The following is an 18,555-nucleotide window of genomic DNA, read 5'->3' as shown; positions in this document are numbered from 1 at the left end:
AAATCTGTTTCATTCGGAAACATGTTTTTTTGCGCTTAAAACTTCTAAAAGTTTATTTACGAGCAATTCAGCAAATTCGGGATCATTGATGTGTGCGTCGGATTCAATCACTTTCAGTCCCTTACCCGCTTCTCTCTTAATGGAATCAAATAAAATTCCGTTGACATCAGGTTCATAAAAAATCCCGCCTTCTGAATCCAGTTGCGAAAGACCTTTCAAAGGTAGAACCATCAGCGTTGCAACCTTTGAAGCGTTCAGCTTTTGGGCTAGCCTGCTGCCAAGAATCAAGTTCTCCTCTTCATTGGTTCTCATCAGGGTTACATCCGGTGCCCAGCTGTAAAGGTGCCGATCACGATATTTTTCCGGAACTGTGTCCAGATGAGAAAAATTGACCATATCCATACATCCGGGCACAACCACCTGTGGGATTCCCATTTCAGCGGCAGCGGTGAGACGTTCGGGACCGGCCGAGCAGACACCGTTGCAAAGGTCATCGGCAAGTTCCGTGGTAGTAATGTCCAGTACAGCATCAAAGCATCCCTCTCTGACCAGCGCCTCCAAGGTCCTACCACCAACTCCATTGGCATGAAAAGCCATCACTTCGAAACCCTTACTTTCCAGCAATTGCGTGCACTGATACACACAGGCTGTAGTATTTCCAAACATACTGATTGCAACACTACCCATAATCGACTTGTGAGTTTGCCTGGGCGCGTTGCTCATCGCGCACACTGCTGCCGCCGCCTGTGTAAAAAGCACACTACTGATGCTATTGATACCTGCCACGTCAACTATTGAAGGCATCAGGGTAATGTCCTTATTACCAATTTGCCTGGAAAGATCCTTTGTTGCCAGGGTGGTCACACAGAACTTGGGAATCCCCAACGGTATGTTCTGCATTGCTGAGAGCGCAATGTAGGTACCACCTCCCCCACCCATACCAATGGCAGCTTTAATTTTCCCATCGCTAAGCAATTGTGCAACTATTCTCCCTGCACCAAGCCCCATTACTTCGATGGCATGCCCCCGATCGGCTTCCAGCCTCAGTTCATGGATGCTTTTCCCCGCATGCCTTGCCACCGTGTCCGCCTCGAAATCCACAGGAAAAAGATCAGTAGTCCCCATCACACCCGTGTTGACAGTGATTACCTGCTCCCCGAGTTCCAAAATTCTGCTTCGAAGAAAGGAGAAAACTTCACCCTTCGTATCAAAACATCCAAGAATCAGAATAGATTTTTCAGGCATCGGTTATGCATCAGTTTACGACCATATACAGGAAAAGAGGCCCCTTTAACCATACAAGCGCCCTTTGGGTTTATTTTTTTTGTTGTGACAGAAAAGTGAGCAAAGACGCAAATTCCTCATAAGTAAGCGCATTGGCAAGGCCTTCGGGCATCATAGAATTTTCCAATTCTTGTCTGGACAGAATATCCGATGTTTTAACATTGAAAACCTCCCCCGCAATATTTCTCAGAACCAGCCTGTCTGCCGACTCCTGAGTAATAAATCCCATGTACGTTTTATCTCCTTTTGCTGTGATGATAACGGATGTAAACCCTTGCGAAATGGATGCATTGGGCTTCAGAATGGATTCAGCGATTTGCTCACGATTCATGATTGACCCGATCTGCCCCATATACGGCCCCTTCATGGTTTCACCTTTGGTCAAACTATGACATGCAACACAACCCTGACGGGCAAAGAGCATTTTCCCCTTTGCCGGGTCGCCCTTGATTGTTGCCATCGCAAGCATCACGTCTTCAATGGACGCTTCGCCCACCTGCCCTTTTTTATTTTTGATTTTGTTCAAATCCACTTTGGTTTCACCGTTGGCGGCAATCACATCTTCTTCACCAAACTCAGTTATACCCATCCGATGCCTGGCGTTGATCTCTTCGAAAAATTCCTTTCCTTTTACATCCGCCTTATTCCATTCGGCCATAAGCATGGTCCTGATCGCAGGGGAAGACTCCCAAACCAAACCATTGTAAAATGGACCATGTGTATCCGGCCGGGTACTCCACCAGGTTAAACCTTCATAAGGGGCCTCCCTTTTATAGAGTCGCGACAGGGTAATCATTATTTGCCTTTTAAGATTTGTATCCGTTGTCTTTTTATAGGCTGCAATCAGGCCATTCACTGCCTTGGCATCATACATGTAACGAAGTGCCCACAATGCCAGGGTACTGTTGGCCGTTCCGATAGCCCCGACACATGCATCTACGGCATTCAGGCTTACAAGTGCCTGTACCGCGATATGAGCCGGGATGATGGCGGAATTGGGCGTGGCGTGAGGACCTTCTACGTTCCGCTCCGGAGCGGCAAAAGAGGCAGGAACCTTTACCTGAAGGAGCGCTTTGGCCATGTCGGCCCTATTGAGTCGTCCAAGACCTACCGTTGCCGCTACCTGCACACGGGCAGAAGGATTTTTCAACCCTCTGAGAAATGGCTCAACAGGTACATTTTTATTGAGCGTTTTACGATCGGCCAGCGCCCGCAAGGCAAATTCCTGAACATCGCTTTCAGCAGTTAGTTTTACAAGGTTAGCTATACCGTTCTCGCCGGCAGCCTGTGCATACGTAAAAATCCCGGCCACACGAATGTGTAAAGGAAGCGACTTATCGGATGCCAGCTTCCAACCTGCCTCCACGGCAATACGACCAGGTCTTCTGAGCAACTCCTGCTGTGCATGTAAACGTGCTACAGAACTTTCCGATTTCAGAAAATTAATAAGTTCATCAGCTGTAGATTTTTTCAGATCAGGAAAGGGTACATACTTCCAATTCTTGGGAACCGCTCTTACGATATAGCCCTTGGAGGGGTTACCCGAATACCCGGCGCCATCCCAGGCTGAAAGAAACAGACGACCCGATGCATCAACATCCAGATCGGTGATTTGTGAAAGCTGAATAAAACCTTCTTCCTGTTGTTTGAAAGTGGCACCATCGGGTACCACCCGGTGAATATATGCCTGGCTTCGGCCCCAATCGGCCATCATCGGCACCTTATTATACTTTTCGGGCCAGGTGGCATCGTCCATAAACAATGAGCCCGTGCCAGAACCTCCTCCCAGGTCCACCAGGGCAGGGATGATCTCATCAGTAAAATGCTGAAATAACAAAGGATAACCATATTCACCCGATTGTATCTGATGGCTAAAACGAATATTCCATCCACCACCATCATTGGTGTTGTCGCGGGTGAAAATATTCATAAAAGGATCAATGGCAACGTCATAAATGTTACGCAATCCATGGGTGTAAACCTCCATCTCAGTGCCATTGGGCCTCACACGCACAATCCCACCTCCCAACTGCGTCAGTTTTTTGCCCGACCTGTCCACAGCGTCATGAAATCCAAAGTCACCCACAGCAATGTATATCCAACCGTCAATACCCATGCGAATTCCATTGGTTGAGTGGTCGGTTCCCCTGCTTTGCAGGAACTTGGCAGAACTGATATGCTGGATCAGCGGCTGAGAAGGGCCATCGGCCACCCCATCCCGGTCTTTGTCCTCAAAAACCACCAGATCCATACCCGAGGCTTTTCCGGTTTCTACGGAAAATGTAGTATGTAGTACAAATACCTGATCTCCGGAAGATATTATTCCTCTGGGATCATCCACCATCGCGAACACCGTATGCTTATCCAACACCCCATCATTATTATGATCAACGAGCTTAACGATGCTACCTTTCCCAGGTGTTTTGCCCAATGAGCCGATCATATCTACTCCTACAAACACATCTCCCGTTGCCGAAACAGCCAAACATGCCGGGCTTGGCGTAACGTCCGGGCCCGCAAAACCCGTCACATTCAGCTCGTCCGGCCAGCTCTTCGCTGTCTTTAGCGAATCTGTGGGCGCAGTCGGCTGCACGACCGGGGTTAAGCCGGAACTAGTCGGCTTGGGGGTGTACCAGTAAAGCAGTAATATAAGCGAGAGCAGACTCCATGTAAATTTTGGCATAACGTATCAATGGGTTGGTAGGAATTGGTTGCCAAGGTACGCAACATCTGCATATTTGAAAAAGTGTTGAGCCTATAAGCCTAGCGAAAAAAACAGCTCGCCAGATCATGTTAGCCCCTCTGTGGTATCTGACTCAGGAAGTTTGGCCGACTATCGCTTTTGAGGAAACCGTTTCTTTAAAGTTTTAATCAATTAAAAAGAAACTAATTCTTCCTGTGATCACAAGCTCATATCATGCCTCTTTTAGCAATCAGCAACACTTTTGCAGAAAGAGGCGTATGGGGATTTGTGGGTGGAATTTTGGCTACAGACCGAATTTGAAATTCTAATCCGGTGTCCTGCCGACCCAAAACTGCAGGCTCATGCCAGCCATTTCCACCCGAATTAATAATCATTAACCCAGACTATTTGATACACTTCTAGAATGAACAGAAACCTTCATGTCCGGTTAGGACAAGCATCATTCACTTAAAATATTCCGAAAAAAAATGACACCATACGATAAAATAAAAAAACGCTCCCTACTTTCATCAGCGGCCGTGTACGGGCCTTGTCTGATGAAAATCGGATTAATGCTCTTGTCGCTATTTGTTTTTATATCATGCTCAAAAGAGTCGGATAATGTGACACCGGACGATGAAAGCGGGACTGGCAACGGGGCTACAGTGGCCATTGACAGTACGACAAAATCAACCGCTTTAGCTGAGGGTAATACAGGCAATGCGGCAGATGCAGATGACCTGCTCGCAAACTCGACCTTTACTTCCACAGTGACGATTACTTTTGGATCAACGGTAACAATCACCAACCCCATGTCGGGAAAAGGTGTAACAGTCATTGAATCAAACGGCGATGTGACTGTAAATTCCACTATTGCCGAAATTGAATATCTGGTTTCCGGGACCACGACAAACGGATCTCTTACAATTTACAGCGACAAAAAATTCAAACTGACCTTAAACGGTGTCCATATAACCAATTCCGATGGTCCGGCAATTAATATTCAATCCGAAAAGCGGGCTTTTATCGTGGTCAATGAGGGTACCACAAACAGCCTCACCGATGGCAGCACCTATACAGCAAGCGGTACGGAAGATATGAAAGGTACACTATTTAGCGAAGGCCAGCTGATTTTCAGCGGAAACGGCAGTCTCAGCATCAGGGGAAATTACAAACACGGGATTGCGAGCGACGATTACGTCCGGATCATCAGCGGAACCATAACTGTATCGGCCGCACCCTCGGACGGCATCCACACCAACGATGCTTTCATCGCCGACGGCGGCACGCTCAGCATCACGACCAAAGGCGACGGGATACAGTGCGAGGAAGGGTATATTGTAATCAATAATGGCAACTTTACCATTGATGTTGCGGACAAAGGAATATCCGCAGCCTGGGATACAGACACAACGATCGACCCATTTATCACTATAAATGGTGGCACCATTAATGTCAAATCCAGTGCGGGAGAAGGTATCGAAAGCAAGAGTGTAATGACCATCAATGACGGAAACATTACAGTAAAATCCGCTGACGATGGACTCAATGCAAAGACCTTTATATACATCAACGGCGGCAATCATTACATTTACAGTACATCCAACGATGGTATTGACAGCAATGGAAAAATTACTGTTACCGGTGGAGCCACCGTCTCGGTTGGGGCCGGGGCACCTGAAGAAGGGTTTGATTGCGACCGGAACACCTTCAAAATCACCGGTGGCGTTCTGATAGGCATTGGTGGTGCAAGCAGCTCTCCAACCACCACTGTGAGCACGCAAGCATCTGTGTTATTGGGTTCGGGAACGGCCAACCAACTGATGCATATTCAATCCGTCGCCGGGGAAGAAACCTTGACTTTCCTGATTCCCAGAAACTACGCTACCATGTTATTTTCGAGTCCGAAGCTCAAAACGAGCACTTCCTATAAGATTTTCACAGGCGGGAGCGTAACCAACGAGACAAACCTCAACGGACTATACACCAGCGGCACCTATACCCTTGGGACGCAATCCGGCACATTTACTACTAGCGGTATGGTTACCAAAGCAGGCGGCAGTGTGGGACCGGGCTGATCAGTCCGGACCGCAGGTGGAGATTTGCCCGGGTATTTCGCCAGGAATCCCCGGGCAATTTGCAAGGCTTCCATTTACCTCATAAAACCTACGGGTCGTCATCGGTTTACCTATTTATGCAAAATCCTATGTTGTACAAAGGTGACGTTTTAGACACATCAAAGTCTAACCAACAAGCGCAAAATTGGCCCAAAACCTCCATCCACATTTTGAAAGATATTCCCCAAATCCTTGAACTCATTTCACTGCGGTTCCCGCGGGCGATTAATCTTGTAAAAAACCCTGGAAAATACCCCAGGCCACCTGTGACCTATGCTTTTCGGAAATCCCCCGACACGCTCGACCTCCTTTTTTTTTTGTTCATTCCATGGATGAAACCTGGGAGGTGATCAAGTACGAATGTCCATCCGAAACCGAAATGGAAGAATTTCTTTTGTTTTGGTCCAAATGGGGGCTCTACAATAAAGTCCTGGAATGGCAGCACGAAGAAGTCAATCTGATTCAATAGAGATGCAATATCTGATAAGAACTGGGCAAATTTCGGGAGACGCTGATCGTCCTACGAGACAGTATCGGATGCGAATATTTTTACGGCATGCCTGGCTATGAGGCTCGCCCTTCGAGTGTTGATTTATCCCCCCCGCAGCCTTACACATTATCCATAATGAAAGGGATTGGCACAGTTGTTGCCCTTGTTTTTTGATCCAGATCAGAAAAGGATCGGGATGATTGGTAACGAACTCCGGGAAAATATGGAAAATAACACATTTGTAACAAGAAATATTTTTAAATATGCCGCTTACGCTTTTCTGGCAGTGGGTGCGTTTGTGATCATCAGATATTTGACAAAACCGAAGGAGATAGACGCGGCATCCATCAAAGACATGGGCATGTTTATGCAAAATGCGATCTATGAAACAGATCAAAAGTTAAAGACCGATAGTTTGGAAGAAGATATGGCCTCCTGGATTTCCTGGTCCAAATCGAGTGCAGCCTTGTACAATGAGGCTAAAAGAAATAAAGACAAGGCCATCAAGCAGCAAAGTATCATTTTAAAAGAGCATATGGTCCAAGTACAGATTCACGACTTCCCAGAGCTAAGAGAAACTTAAACTCAAGCCAAGAAAGATTTGCTCTCTCAAAAGCACATTGGGATAGAAGCAACAGGCAGAACGAAGGACACACTCACCTTTACTGGCGAAATGTTTGAGTCCTCTAAACAGAAAAAGCAATTCCTAAAAAGTATAGAACAGATTACAAAAGATCTCCGATTTAAGAAAGTGGTGTTCAGATGGTCCGAAAGGCAGAATGATGTGAGCGACTACGAGATCGAATCAAAGGGTGATGCAGAAATTTAAGGGAAGGATTTCTTTTAGTTTCAGAGGAGTCAACTTGTTAAAAGTTGACTCCTCTTGCTTAGTAGCGTTCCAATAGGCAATCATTTCAGGCCCTTCCATTTACGCACCAACATGTCAGCAATAATATCGTAACCCTTATCTGATGGGTGAAGTCCGTCATAGGTCATATTGGAGGCTTCCTCCGGATAAGGATATTCGTCACTTTCGGCGTTAAAGGGTATAGAAGTATAATCTGGATAAGAATAATTCCGGTATATGCCGGTAGCAGGATCTTTTAAACGCTTAAAATGAACGGTATTGTCCAGCGTTATCCCACTGTCATGATAGAGATCCACAACAGGCAGCTTTTCAGCTTTCCCTATTTGCACAATTGCATTGGCTACCTGCTCAAGTGTCTGTTCCTTTTTGGGCTTGTATGAACCGTAAGCGTTGTTTTTAGGATTATTAATGTATACGAAATCACCTCGTTGCATGGGTGTCATCAGAATGATCTTCGCCGTTTTATTGAACTGCCTTAATTTTGATACAATGATTTTGAAAGCACCAAAGACTGTTTTGGAGCCGGTATTCTGTTCATAGTCGGCAAAGGTGCCGACCGGTTTTCCCTGCCACCAATCGTTAGTCCCGAGAAACACTGTATAAACATCCGCTTTTGCCAGGCCAATCGACTCTATCTTATCGGCAATGTTAACTGAGGTCCATCCATTGTGGCCCTGGTTTACATACTGAATACGCGAAAATCTTTCTGCAATCAGGGTCATGTACCCTTTGGTAACCCGGTTGCCGGTTTCATTTTGATGGTCATTGAGGTAGGTAATGGAGTCGCCAATGGCTACCCAGCTTATTTTCCTGGGTGCGGAGCCCAGGCACACCAATATTACGGTGGCCAGCCAGAAGAATCTTTTCATGAATCAATAAATCTCGTTTCGGTTTTTATTTCAAAAACAGGTTTAATAGGAATCACCTGCTCATAAACTCCCATTTCACGTCTTTATAACGAAACTCTTTACCCGCCACATGCCTGCCTTCGGTTTTCCCGTCCGCGGCGGTCGTTACGGTGAGAGCCGTCCATGCGTAAGCATCGCGCTCGTAGTCAAAAGTTTCCCCATCATCATCATACAGGTTAAATGTGTTGCTTTTTGTACCATAATGCCGAATGAACAGCGGAAGTACCTCCTCCTTACGCGGAGTGTGCAACATGGGAAGTGTCATTGGAATGATGCCTCCATCCTTTACAAAGAGCGGAATCTTTTCCAGATTATTTTGTATCTCAATGGTTTCGCCCTCGCCCACCAGCTTACCCGTGTAAAAGTCGTACCATTTTCCGCGTGGAAGTATAACCTTTCTTGATTTTTCTCCCGCAAACAGAGGCGCTACCAACAAATAATCGCCCAGCATGTATTGATCTTTTATATCTTTCTTTACTGCCTGCGCATACGGATTATCGGTAGAATTGAGCTTTCCTTCAACGGTTTTCTCTTTAAAAGAAAAGCCCTCAACCAGATTCATGGCCCGAATGGGCGGTTTTCCTTCAAAATGATATTGGGCAAAGGTGGTATACAAATAAGGCAGCAGCTGCATACGTAGTTGCATGACCTCCTTCACCTGATCGGCTACATCCGGAAATGTCCAGGGTTTGGTCCCGTCGGCCCAGGCATTGAGCATGGCCATGGGTGAAAAACAAACCGTCTGCATCCGACGAAGCCATTCCTCAGAAGTGGCAGATGAACGCGCCTCCGGCGTCCAGAGTACTCCGATAAAACTACTGTTGATCAATGCGGTGATAAAATCCTGATGATTGTAATAGTCATTGTAGATCACGTAAGGCATTGCTGATGCACCTGCATTGGAAGCCCGGACCAGCCCGTAGGTTCTTGTATTTTTCTCCCGAAACCAGTCCGAAGACATTTTCTGAAATTGTAATCCATACGTTTGACGAACCTGTTCAGCACTGAAACCAGACGGAAATTTGGCAACGTCCGGCCATAACCAATTATCAAAACCATCCGTTTCATCAATTTTGTACCCACTCACGCCCAGATTAAGGTGCTTTTCAGTAAACAATCCTTTGTACAAATCCCGGGCCGGCTTTAAATTAAAATCGGGGACCTGTCCTACCCACACCGTATGCGAGGCCGTATAGGGTTGAATATCCTTGAATATTGGCGCATGCGAAGACACATAAGGATTGATCCACAAATTTGCCCTTATGTTCTTTTGTAAAAGGTTGTCGAGAAATTGCTTTGGATTGGGATACCTTTGGGAGTCCCACACGAAGCTATTGGGGTAAGACTTGGTTTGCCAGCCGGGCTCCAATCCTAAGAAACTCAACGGATACCCGTTTGCCTCAAAGTCTGCAACTTCCTTTAACACTTGTTGATCCGAAAAAAGTGTGGGCGTGCGATGGGTAAAGCCCAGTCCCCATTTCGGCGGCAGGGTACCTCCCCCACAATACAAATTGTAGCGCTGCACCACTTCCATTGCGTTGTTACCGGCAAACACGAATATTTCTGTCCCCAGTGAAGGAACCAGTATTTCTACTGCATCGGAATACGGCTGCGCATCCCAGTCCTTCTGACTGTTGCGATCCATTTCTTTGGGCGGATTTTTGCTGTCCTTTCGTACGCCCGTTCCGGCATATACCGTGATGTAGCGAGCCGAATTTACAAGCACACCGTAACCCTTATCCGACACGTAAAAAGGAACCGGTGCATGTGTGCGCCCGTCATCCTTGCCGTTATAATGATCCACATGCAACGTTTTTATCCTCCCGCGCTGTTGTACCGATTTGAAATTAAGGCCCAGGCCAAACAATTGTTCCTCCCGCTGAAGAGGAAAACGCAGGTACGTTTTGCCGTCCGAAAGTTCACTTTTACTCTCCGCCAACCAGGTGGGAAAAGACGGAGACCCGAGTTTTTTCAAGGCTTCCACCGCGGGCTTTACCCCGGCAACACCAAGCGGTGAGATTTTCTCAACCTTTCCCACATCCGCTTTCCACACGCCCGGCGCTAACTGTCGCCATTTAAAACCTGCCGGTTGCGCGACAAGGAAAGTGCGGACTAATAATAGAAAAACGGTAGATAAAAGCAGGCGTTTCATTCGGGCTGACAGGTTGTAAATTTGCTAGGTAACGGGAAATATGAGTTTATTTTGAGATATTATTGATAATTGGGCGATCAGGCACTAGACAAGATATTAGTTATCAAAATCCGGAATTTTCAGATACTCCCCATTATTCATCGCAGACTGATGCGCAATAATACCCGGCGCTGTGTAGGCAAGTGCTTCGCGGATATTTACAATCGGCTCCCGATTACTGATGATCGAATCTATAAAATCATGGGTAATGAAAGTATGAGAACCCCCATGGCCGCTGTCGTGCCGCATAGGCGCAGGAAGCATATCTGTTTTCCACCAATCTGTTGATTGGAAAGGCTGCATTTCGGGTTCCGCCACTTTGAACCCTCCATCGTCGGTTCCCACTTTTTCAGTGGCTTCCACGATATGCGTCTCATTGTGCTTGTAGTGACTGTAATAGCTCATTTTATCACCCCGCCACTCGCCGCGCTCGCAGCCTACCAAGGCACCTTTCCAGCAGACTTCTCCAATGAATGAATTTCCGCGATTGGTTTTAAAAAAGGCAGTTTCATTCCAGAAAGGATTATTGTAATGATTACCCTTCAGTACCGGACTATCATCGCCCCAGCCCTGGCAGGTAACATGGGTCAGACGTTCGCCTGTGACCGCGATGAGAAACGAGGTAACGTGGGTGGGATACATCATAGGAGGTAGTCCGTGCCTCCATGTGGGTTTACCGTCATTTGTAAAATACAAAACTTCCAGACCCGGATGGTAATATTGAGCGGCACTGCTGAAAATTGACCCAAACTTACCTTGCGCATAAAGCTTCCTGGCCGTGAGTGTATCTCCCCTGAAAACAGAGGTTTCAGCCATCATGTATGTTAGCCCGGAGCTTTTAACCGCCTGTTTCATCTCATGGCATTCCTCTATACTCATAGCTGCGGGTACAGCGCATAACACATGCTTTCCCGCTTTCAGCGACTGGATCACATGTTTGGCATGATCAGGTGCAGGCGTAAACAGCGCCACGGCTTCAATCTTAGGATCCCTCAGCAGCTTTTCCAGCGATTCGTAGCTTTTGGCACATTTGTAGGTCTTCATCAACGCCGCTCTTCGGTCGGGAAGCAGGTCACTCACGGCTTCCACAGTACAATTCGGGTGCTCATTGAAGTAAAAACTGAGCCCAAAACGCCCCCCGACCACACCTACACGAAGCTGTCGTTCGGACTGGAAGGGCGCTGCAAAAGCAAAGCGGGAAGACAAGGCTAATCCTGCCGATGCAGACAGGGACATAAAGTCACGTCGGTTCAATAGAGCATTATTCATACAATTTCGGAATTGGATACATTACTTAATTGCTGTAACCGGCAAACGATCCATCAATCACTTGATGTTGATCAAAGCCGTAGAGGTATCCAATTTAACGTCCCCGGGCGAAAATATTTAATGATTGTGCTCCGGCATTTGGCCTGGGACACCGCGCCCAAGATGTATTGCAATACGTCCTGTTCCTTGTTTTCAAACCAGAAGTAGGATGCTGAATGCCTGGAATACTTATCCTGATGGATGGTCAAACCTTAACAGCCACTTTCCTTAGCGAACTCAACTCCCGAGCCAACGCAAGCCAGTCCGACGCTTTTGTCGTTTCCACAGGTTGGTTTCTCCGATATATCTCTGCATATTTTTGCCTCCTGAAAAGTCTGTAGTACAACTTTCTGTACCACTCATTGTAGTAACGTTCCTTGTAAACCACCGCTGACAACAGATTGGTCATGTCCAGATCGCTGTTGCGGTATAGCTGCTGATGTTTGGTGTAAATGTAGAGGAGCGAGTCGTGACGGAAGTTGTAAATTTTATCCTGATCGGTAATTGAATTCTGTTCATTCCTTTTCCTGTAGTAGAATAGAACTTTCGGAATTTTATATACGCCTTCGAATTGCTGTAAAAGTCTGATCCACAACTCCCAGTCCTCTGAGCACTTCAGCTGGGTATCGTATTTACCTATCTGCTGAAACACCTGTGAGCGCAACATAGCAAATACCGGAATGGAGTTGTAGAGTAAAATTGTACTTTCCGAGAACGGTTTCAGCTTCCAAAGGCCGGTTTTGTTTTCAAAAAGTTCGGCCTCGCAGTACACAATGTTCAGACTGGGATCCTTTTCATATTCCCTGTAACAGCTTTCAACATAATCGGGATGCAGAATATCATCCGCGTCCAGAAACACCAGATAATCGCCCCCCGATAGCGTGAAACCTGTATTTCGTGCAGCGGCCGGTCCCTGGTTGTCCTGGCGAACGATTCGCAGGTTTTGCCCTTCCAGGATCCTGTCAAAGACAAACTCGTAAGACCCGTCGGTGGATCCATCATCCACCACGATAACTTCCACCCGGGGATAGGATTGATTCAGCGCAGAGTCAATCGCCTCAAAAATTACATTTTTGTTGTTATAGCAGGGGATAATGATGCTTACCAGTGGAAGATACATGTTGATAATGTTACGTTTAAGGTTTTGTCAGGGAATTTTATTTTTCTTATTAATAATCCGAAATCTAGGATTGATATTTGGGCAGCCCCAACAACTTCAAAAATTTATAGGGTTTGGATCTTCGCAGTCCCTCAATTTGATCTTTCAGGTCGCGATAACTCTCAAAATCTGTCATAAAAAAGGAAAAATCCCTTCTCAGCACGGTATCTTGTTCTTGACGCATCACCTGGCGGTTCTCTTCCATACAACTGATCCCATCTGTGTTAAACACGGTCACAGTCTCCTGTAAATGAAGATAAGACGCTTTAAATAATCCCACCGCCCGAATAAAGAAAGCCCAGTCGGCACATATCTTCATACCTTCATCATACTTACCAACTTTTTCAAACAATTCTCTTTTGATAAATGCAGCCGGGTGGCCTAATGAATAGCTCAGAAAATAACTGAATGTGAGTCTGTCGGGATAAGCGTGATCACGATAAGAACCGTCGCCACCGATCCTCAGATTTCCATAAACGATTTCGGCCACACCGAGACGGGATGACACCATGGCGAGTATGCGCTCATTGACCAGGTAGTCGCCGCTGTTTAAAAAGAGCAGGTAATCCGCGCTGGCTCGTGTAATCCCTTTGTTCATTGCATGGTATATGCCATTATCATGCTCGCTCACCCAGTAGGATAAGCTGCCCGCATGTTCCGCTATAATTTCGTAACTTCCATCGGTAGACCCTCCATCAATAATAATGAATTCAAAATCTCTGAAAGTCTGGCCAAGCACTGAACGAATGGTTTTTTTAAGACCTTCGGCATTGTTCAGGTTGATGGTAATGATACTGATTTTCATATCTGACTGCCTAATACGATATCAAGGGTTTGTGGTAGATTATTTCCTGGGAGCTCAGGCCTGCTGTCGTTTTGAAAAATAAGACTGATGGTAATAGTTCCTGTAATGTCCCCTGATATACAGCATGTACATGCGCCTGGGATAATAGAAAACTTTTTTCACCGGCAGCAACTCGTGAATTTTTTCAGATTGAAATGGGATCTTCCTCGTCAGCAATTGCATGGCACGCTTCAAACTATCGATATATGGACCATAGAGCAGCGTGAGGAGGTTTTCATTGAGCTGATAAGGGCCTGCCGGCATAAACACGTTGCTTTTATGATAGCGAAAACCATGGAAATGAAAGAAAACAAGTGGGAAGGTCTTGCCTGTGGCCAGTTCCATTCCCTGTAACGCACCTGCTTTCCAGCAAAAGTTGTACTGTTGCATGTTCCAGGGTGCTACGCCCCCACCCAGGTGCTGAAGTTCATGAACTCCTTCAAACCTTTCACACCAGTCGTCCAGGTATTTCTGGTCTCCAAACTTGTTGTCCTCTACCCGATTGTAACACCAATCCAGGCAAGCCTGCTTCCACCATTGCAACACTTCATTGCCCCGGGTATCGTTTTTTATGCTTACAAACTGGACGCAATATTTACCGCTGATTGCACTCTGATCGTATTGTTTCGTATACCTGTGTTCGGTTATAAGCACGGATTTATCACCCAATTCATCAATTAACACCAATGGGTCGGCGTAAAACAACAGATCCGCATCAATATAGGTACAGCAGTCTAACCCAAATCGCCTGATACAGTAGTCAATGCTCACCGGTGTACACGTCCAGCAATACTCGGTCGCAGTCCGGCTCGGTTTCACCCTGAGCAGTTCTGCATCTTCAAACTCATCCAGCGAAATAATCGTGGCAAATTTCAGCTGCAATCTGGTAAGCACCTCGAAGCAGTTTTGATCAAAAGCAAATATATAAATGTGAAAAGCGGGGCAATGCAGCTCAAGAGAATGGTACATGGCCAATCCGCGGGTCAGATATGTCGAATTAAAGAGCGTACAGAAACTGATCATGACTTCCTTTTAAGAAAAAACCCTTTGTCTTTGGCCAGAGGCTTGCCGTCTATGTGCAATATCACTTCTGAGGGTACGAACGATGAAAACGCCGTGATACAATCATAGTCGCTAAAATGCGCCAGCAGCCTTTTCTCATTAAAAAACCAGGAGGGATAAGAACCGTCATAAATCTCGGGATTAACTCGTTGAACCGTAAGCCTGTCATCCCCTGCATCGATGATTGACGTACGATCGAAAAGAATATAAGCCGGTGCCAGTTTCGCTATTTGGTCGAGAAATGCATGAGGAGCTTCCAGATATTGAATCACACTCGAAAGCAGAATTACCTGAGGCTTACGGACTGCAACACTCTCCTCAATCGTATAATGAAACTTTAGAGTCGCATCCTCAAAATCCGTTTTGCCCGCTTTTACATAGTTGTCCTGTTCTACTACATGCCAGCTGAGCTCTTTGATACGATTCATAAAGTCTCGCACCTGATACCAGGTGCTGCCCAAAGAACCACCGAAGTCTGTGACATGAAGGGTGTTCTGATGAGCCGTTGCTACATGCAGCAAGCACGCGATCAACGCGAAAGGGTACTCTTTGGTAGAAAACAAAACAGAGTCTCTTTCATAAACCGCCTCACCTGCCTTAACCTTAAGCAAGGATTGACGGGTTTTGTCAAGGATATTTCCTTGCTCATACCCTCCCACCATTTCCCTGGCAGCTTGCCACGAAGAATAATTCCCAAACCAACCATAGGAAGGTTTCCGGCTGCTACCAAACCCAAGCTTCAAAAGCAATTTGCGAAAAAATGAATTTTTCAAGGCAGTAAAAAATCTGTGTATGACTAAAAGAAATCGGCACACCCTGTACACAAACTTACTGTGCAAAATAAGGCACGCTGCAAAGTTTCCACTCAGAAAATGGTCAAATTACCTACATCGAATTGGTAGAGATAGGTTATAACTGATGCACATCCTCTGAAAAATGCTCGTTGCAAACGTTCTGATCCCAAAAGTTCAGGATTAGGGATGAAATAGACGATATGCTGTTTCAGCTGCCGTTGACGAGCCACCAACATCTGCCCAGGCTAGCCGGATCACATTTTAGGATTAAGAAAAAGCCCGACCCCGTTGTAGCCGGGTGGCGTAGAGACCTGGATCGGTCACTGGCTTTTCTAAACTTCATACCAAACCGTTTGAAGCATACGGCACCGTGGTATTCGGCAAGGTTAGTCAAAAATGACATGGGTAATTTCATCAATATTGTTAGGGGTAATTCGACATCATCGATTACGGTGTTGTAAATTAATAAAATATTTCAATCTCTGAAAAAAAGAATTACTCACTTCCAGATTCAGATCCTTTGACATTTTAATTCCAGTCATTTCCTAAAGCATACATGCCCTCTCTGATTGACTTTATTTACTCATTCTATGCCGTTCAGTACGGTTTGAAGCCGTGCCTGAATCGCTACGGTTATTAGGAAAAAATTAGAATGTGGCGAAATGACCTGCGGGATCGGCCGGATCATGGGGTTGTTTATAAATTTGAGTAAAGAATTCACTTAAATGTTGACGCCACTTATGCTTATGAACTTTGTAGAACAACAAACCAGACTGATCTTACATGAAAAGTTCAGCATCGCAAAAGAAATAATTACGCTCCATTCTGAATTGAAGTCCGACCTGGGATTTGACTCTCTGGATGCCGCTGAATTGATTATAGAATTAGAGAACGAATTTAAATCCGCTATTTCAGACGAAGAGGCAGACGATATCATCACCGTTGGTGATATCGTTCGGCATTTTGAGAAAAAGACTGCCAATGTGGGCCGTTAAGCCCGGTACTGCTTTTAGTAACGAATTTGCGGAAGCATGACCCGGCTTACCACGCATTCGAATTGCGTCCAATTCCACACCTTCAAAAATAATGCAGGTGTGTTTTTCCCGGCATTGAAAAATCTGTAAATTGGCCTGCCATTTTACTCAACACATGAACACCAATGCCATTCCCTCTGACTCGCTCAGTAAGTATCAGCTTCGTATCCTCTGGACCATTCTTCTCGCAGGAAGTTTTTTAAGAATTTTTCATTACCTCGACAATCGAAGCCTTTGGGAGGACGAAGTATTCCTGGCATCCAGCCTTGTAAAAATGAATTTCTACGAGTTGGCCACTGCGCCTTTGGATTATAGGCAAAGAGCGCCCATCGGTTTTCTTTGGGCGGTCCGGTTGATAGTCGGTCTGCTGGATAATAAAGAAATGTCGCTCCGCCTTTTCCCTTTACTCTGCGGTGTATCTTCCATGTTCTTATTTGTACCGGTAGCACGTTATTTTTTAAGGACCCAGATCAGCCTCATCGTAGCAGTCTTCCTGGTGGCCTTTGTACCGCCCTTGGTCTACCATTCGGTAGAGGTTAAACAATATGGTACGGAATTCCTGGCTTCTGTATTTTCTCTTTTTTTGTTCACAAAATTTTACAAAAATAATTCACTATCCAGTTTGCTTCTCTGGGGTTTAGGCGGAGCAATAACCCTATGGTTTTCTTTTTCTTCTTTATTTATTTTAGCAGGAATCGGTACGGCGGTTTCACTTACCTCTCTGATCAAACGGGATTGGAGAATGTTTTTCACGGGTCTTATCCCGTTTTCTATATGGCTGGTAAGCTTTGTGATTCAATATGTCTTTTTCATCAGTAAGTTTCCGGAGGAAGAATGGCTTACGCATTTCTGGCGAAACAGGGAAGCATTTATGCCCTTTCCGCCGCAATCGCTCAAAGATGTTTCCTGGCCATTTGTTCAGATCTATTCACTCATTCGGTACCCGCTGGGATTATCCTGGATAGAACTGGACTATAAACAACATTACAGCCAACTTACCCGAGTTCTCGCCCGCATGCCCGTTTTGCCTTTCCTGACAGGCCTTTTGGGTCTCTGGGCGTTTTATTCAAAGCGAAAGAAACATTTACTTGTACTGGCTTCTCCGGTCATTATTGCATTGCTTGCCTCGGCGCTGGAACTGTACCCGCTCCGCGAACGATTGACGCTATTTCTAGCGCCCATTTTCATCCTGGTGATTGCCAAAGGCATTGAGCAGTTTTACGAGTTTAAACTGTCCGTAACAGTCAAAAACACCCTCGTCGCATTTTTACTTTTTCCTCCACTCCTCAATTCTGTAGTCGAAGCCTGGCATACGGACCTCTTTGGGGATTACAAAAAGTCATATCAGCGCGAAGCCATGCAGTACCTGGAAAAAAATTACAAGCCAGGCGACGTCGTTTACGTGTATTGGAACAATATTCCATCGTTCCAGTTTTACCAGGAAGTATATGGCTTTCCTTTTCACACGGTTTACGGAAGCGACTTGAGAACCATATCGAAGGATTTCGAAAGCTACTTTGAGAATTTGTCTTTGGACTTCAGAAAATTTCGAGGCAACAAACGTTTATGGCTGGCCTACAAACCTTATAATACGATGAAGCTGGGAGACATTGAAAATACCCCAGCCTGGTACTATCACAATGTGAATGCACACCAGCGCATGTTCAATAAGGTTTCTTCGTTCGGGACAATTATTGATTCATTCCCAACTGTAAATAGGGATACAGATATTAAACTTTATTTGATCGAACTGACAGGAGAACAACCTGGTGGTAATGCTCAGAATTTATCAGGCAACTGAAAGAAGCAGTTA

General features: G+C 45.7%; 15 protein-coding genes. 6 read left to right on the top strand and 9 right to left on the bottom strand.

Annotated elements, in window-relative coordinates; genetic code table 11:
- Positions 1-9: 9 nt before the first annotated feature.
- On the bottom strand, positions 10-1,245 hold the full coding sequence (locus DYADSP32_RS02505; protein WP_149244188.1) for a Tm-1-like ATP-binding domain-containing protein: 1,236 nt from the start codon (positions 1,243-1,245) through the stop codon (positions 10-12).
- 70 nt (positions 1,246-1,315) lie between these two features.
- On the bottom strand, positions 1,316-3,967 hold the full coding sequence (locus DYADSP32_RS02500) for a c-type cytochrome (RefSeq protein WP_149244189.1): 2,652 nt from the start codon (positions 3,965-3,967) through the stop codon (positions 1,316-1,318).
- Between the two features lie 488 nt (positions 3,968-4,455).
- On the opposite strand from DYADSP32_RS02500, the gene DYADSP32_RS02495 reads away from it, so the two are divergent.
- From DYADSP32_RS02495 to DYADSP32_RS02480, 4 genes are all read left to right on the top strand, one after another.
- Positions 4,456-6,045, top strand: a complete 1,590-nt coding sequence (locus DYADSP32_RS02495; RefSeq protein ID WP_414617458.1) for a carbohydrate-binding domain-containing protein — start codon at positions 4,456-4,458, stop codon at positions 6,043-6,045.
- Positions 6,046-6,412: 367 nt separating this feature from the next.
- The gene (locus tag DYADSP32_RS02490; RefSeq protein WP_414617457.1) at positions 6,413-6,553 is read left to right on the top strand and encodes a hypothetical protein; all 141 of its coding nucleotides are present in this window, start codon (positions 6,413-6,415) and stop codon (positions 6,551-6,553) included.
- 244 nt (positions 6,554-6,797) lie between these two features.
- Positions 6,798-7,157: a hypothetical protein gene (locus DYADSP32_RS02485; protein ID WP_149244190.1), complete on the top strand. Its 360-nt coding sequence runs from the start codon at positions 6,798-6,800 to the stop codon at positions 7,155-7,157.
- 18 nt (positions 7,158-7,175) lie between these two features.
- A complete protein-coding gene (locus DYADSP32_RS02480; protein ID WP_149244191.1) occupies positions 7,176-7,403 on the top strand; it encodes a hypothetical protein in 228 nt (75 codons plus the stop codon).
- Between the two features lie 80 nt (positions 7,404-7,483).
- On the opposite strand, the gene DYADSP32_RS02475 is transcribed toward DYADSP32_RS02480, so the two are convergent.
- From DYADSP32_RS02475 to DYADSP32_RS02445, 7 genes are all read right to left on the bottom strand, one after another.
- The gene (locus tag DYADSP32_RS02475) at positions 7,484-8,311 is read right to left on the bottom strand and encodes an SGNH/GDSL hydrolase family protein (RefSeq protein ID WP_149244192.1); all 828 of its coding nucleotides are present in this window, start codon (positions 8,309-8,311) and stop codon (positions 7,484-7,486) included.
- Positions 8,312-8,363: 52 nt separating this feature from the next.
- Positions 8,364-10,502, bottom strand: coding sequence for a TIM-barrel domain-containing protein (locus tag DYADSP32_RS02470; RefSeq protein WP_149244193.1), 2,139 nt, complete (start codon positions 10,500-10,502; stop codon positions 8,364-8,366).
- Between the two features lie 96 nt (positions 10,503-10,598).
- A complete protein-coding gene (locus tag DYADSP32_RS02465; protein ID WP_149244194.1) occupies positions 10,599-11,810 on the bottom strand; it encodes a Gfo/Idh/MocA family protein in 1,212 nt (403 codons plus the stop codon).
- Between the two features lie 244 nt (positions 11,811-12,054).
- On the bottom strand, positions 12,055-12,969 hold the full coding sequence (locus DYADSP32_RS02460; RefSeq protein ID WP_149244195.1) for a glycosyltransferase: 915 nt from the start codon (positions 12,967-12,969) through the stop codon (positions 12,055-12,057).
- A gap of 64 nt (positions 12,970-13,033) precedes the next feature.
- Positions 13,034-13,813, bottom strand: coding sequence for a glycosyltransferase family 2 protein (locus DYADSP32_RS02455; RefSeq protein WP_149244196.1), 780 nt, complete (start codon positions 13,811-13,813; stop codon positions 13,034-13,036).
- 54 nt (positions 13,814-13,867) lie between these two features.
- A complete protein-coding gene (locus tag DYADSP32_RS02450) occupies positions 13,868-14,875 on the bottom strand; it encodes a glycosyl transferase (RefSeq protein WP_414617456.1) in 1,008 nt (335 codons plus the stop codon).
- Positions 14,872-15,687: a methyltransferase, TIGR04325 family gene (locus tag DYADSP32_RS02445; protein WP_414617455.1), complete on the bottom strand. Its 816-nt coding sequence runs from the start codon at positions 15,685-15,687 to the stop codon at positions 14,872-14,874. Before DYADSP32_RS02445 ends, DYADSP32_RS02450 begins: the two co-directional genes overlap by 4 nt.
- Before the next feature lie 761 nt (positions 15,688-16,448).
- Between DYADSP32_RS02445 and DYADSP32_RS02440 the strand changes: the two genes are divergently transcribed.
- Both DYADSP32_RS02440 and DYADSP32_RS02435 read left to right on the top strand, forming a co-directional pair.
- The gene (locus DYADSP32_RS02440; protein ID WP_414617454.1) at positions 16,449-16,703 is read left to right on the top strand and encodes an acyl carrier protein; all 255 of its coding nucleotides are present in this window, start codon (positions 16,449-16,451) and stop codon (positions 16,701-16,703) included.
- Between the two features lie 154 nt (positions 16,704-16,857).
- On the top strand, positions 16,858-18,543 hold the full coding sequence (locus tag DYADSP32_RS02435) for a glycosyltransferase family 39 protein (RefSeq protein WP_149244198.1): 1,686 nt from the start codon (positions 16,858-16,860) through the stop codon (positions 18,541-18,543).
- Positions 18,544-18,555: the final 12 nt, after the last annotated feature.

The sequence above is a fragment of the Dyadobacter sp. 32 genome (assembly GCF_902506755.1).
In the GTDB taxonomy this organism is placed as follows: Bacteria; Bacteroidota; Bacteroidia; order Cytophagales; family Spirosomataceae; genus Dyadobacter.
This window is presented reverse-complemented; position numbering and strand designations above follow the sequence as displayed.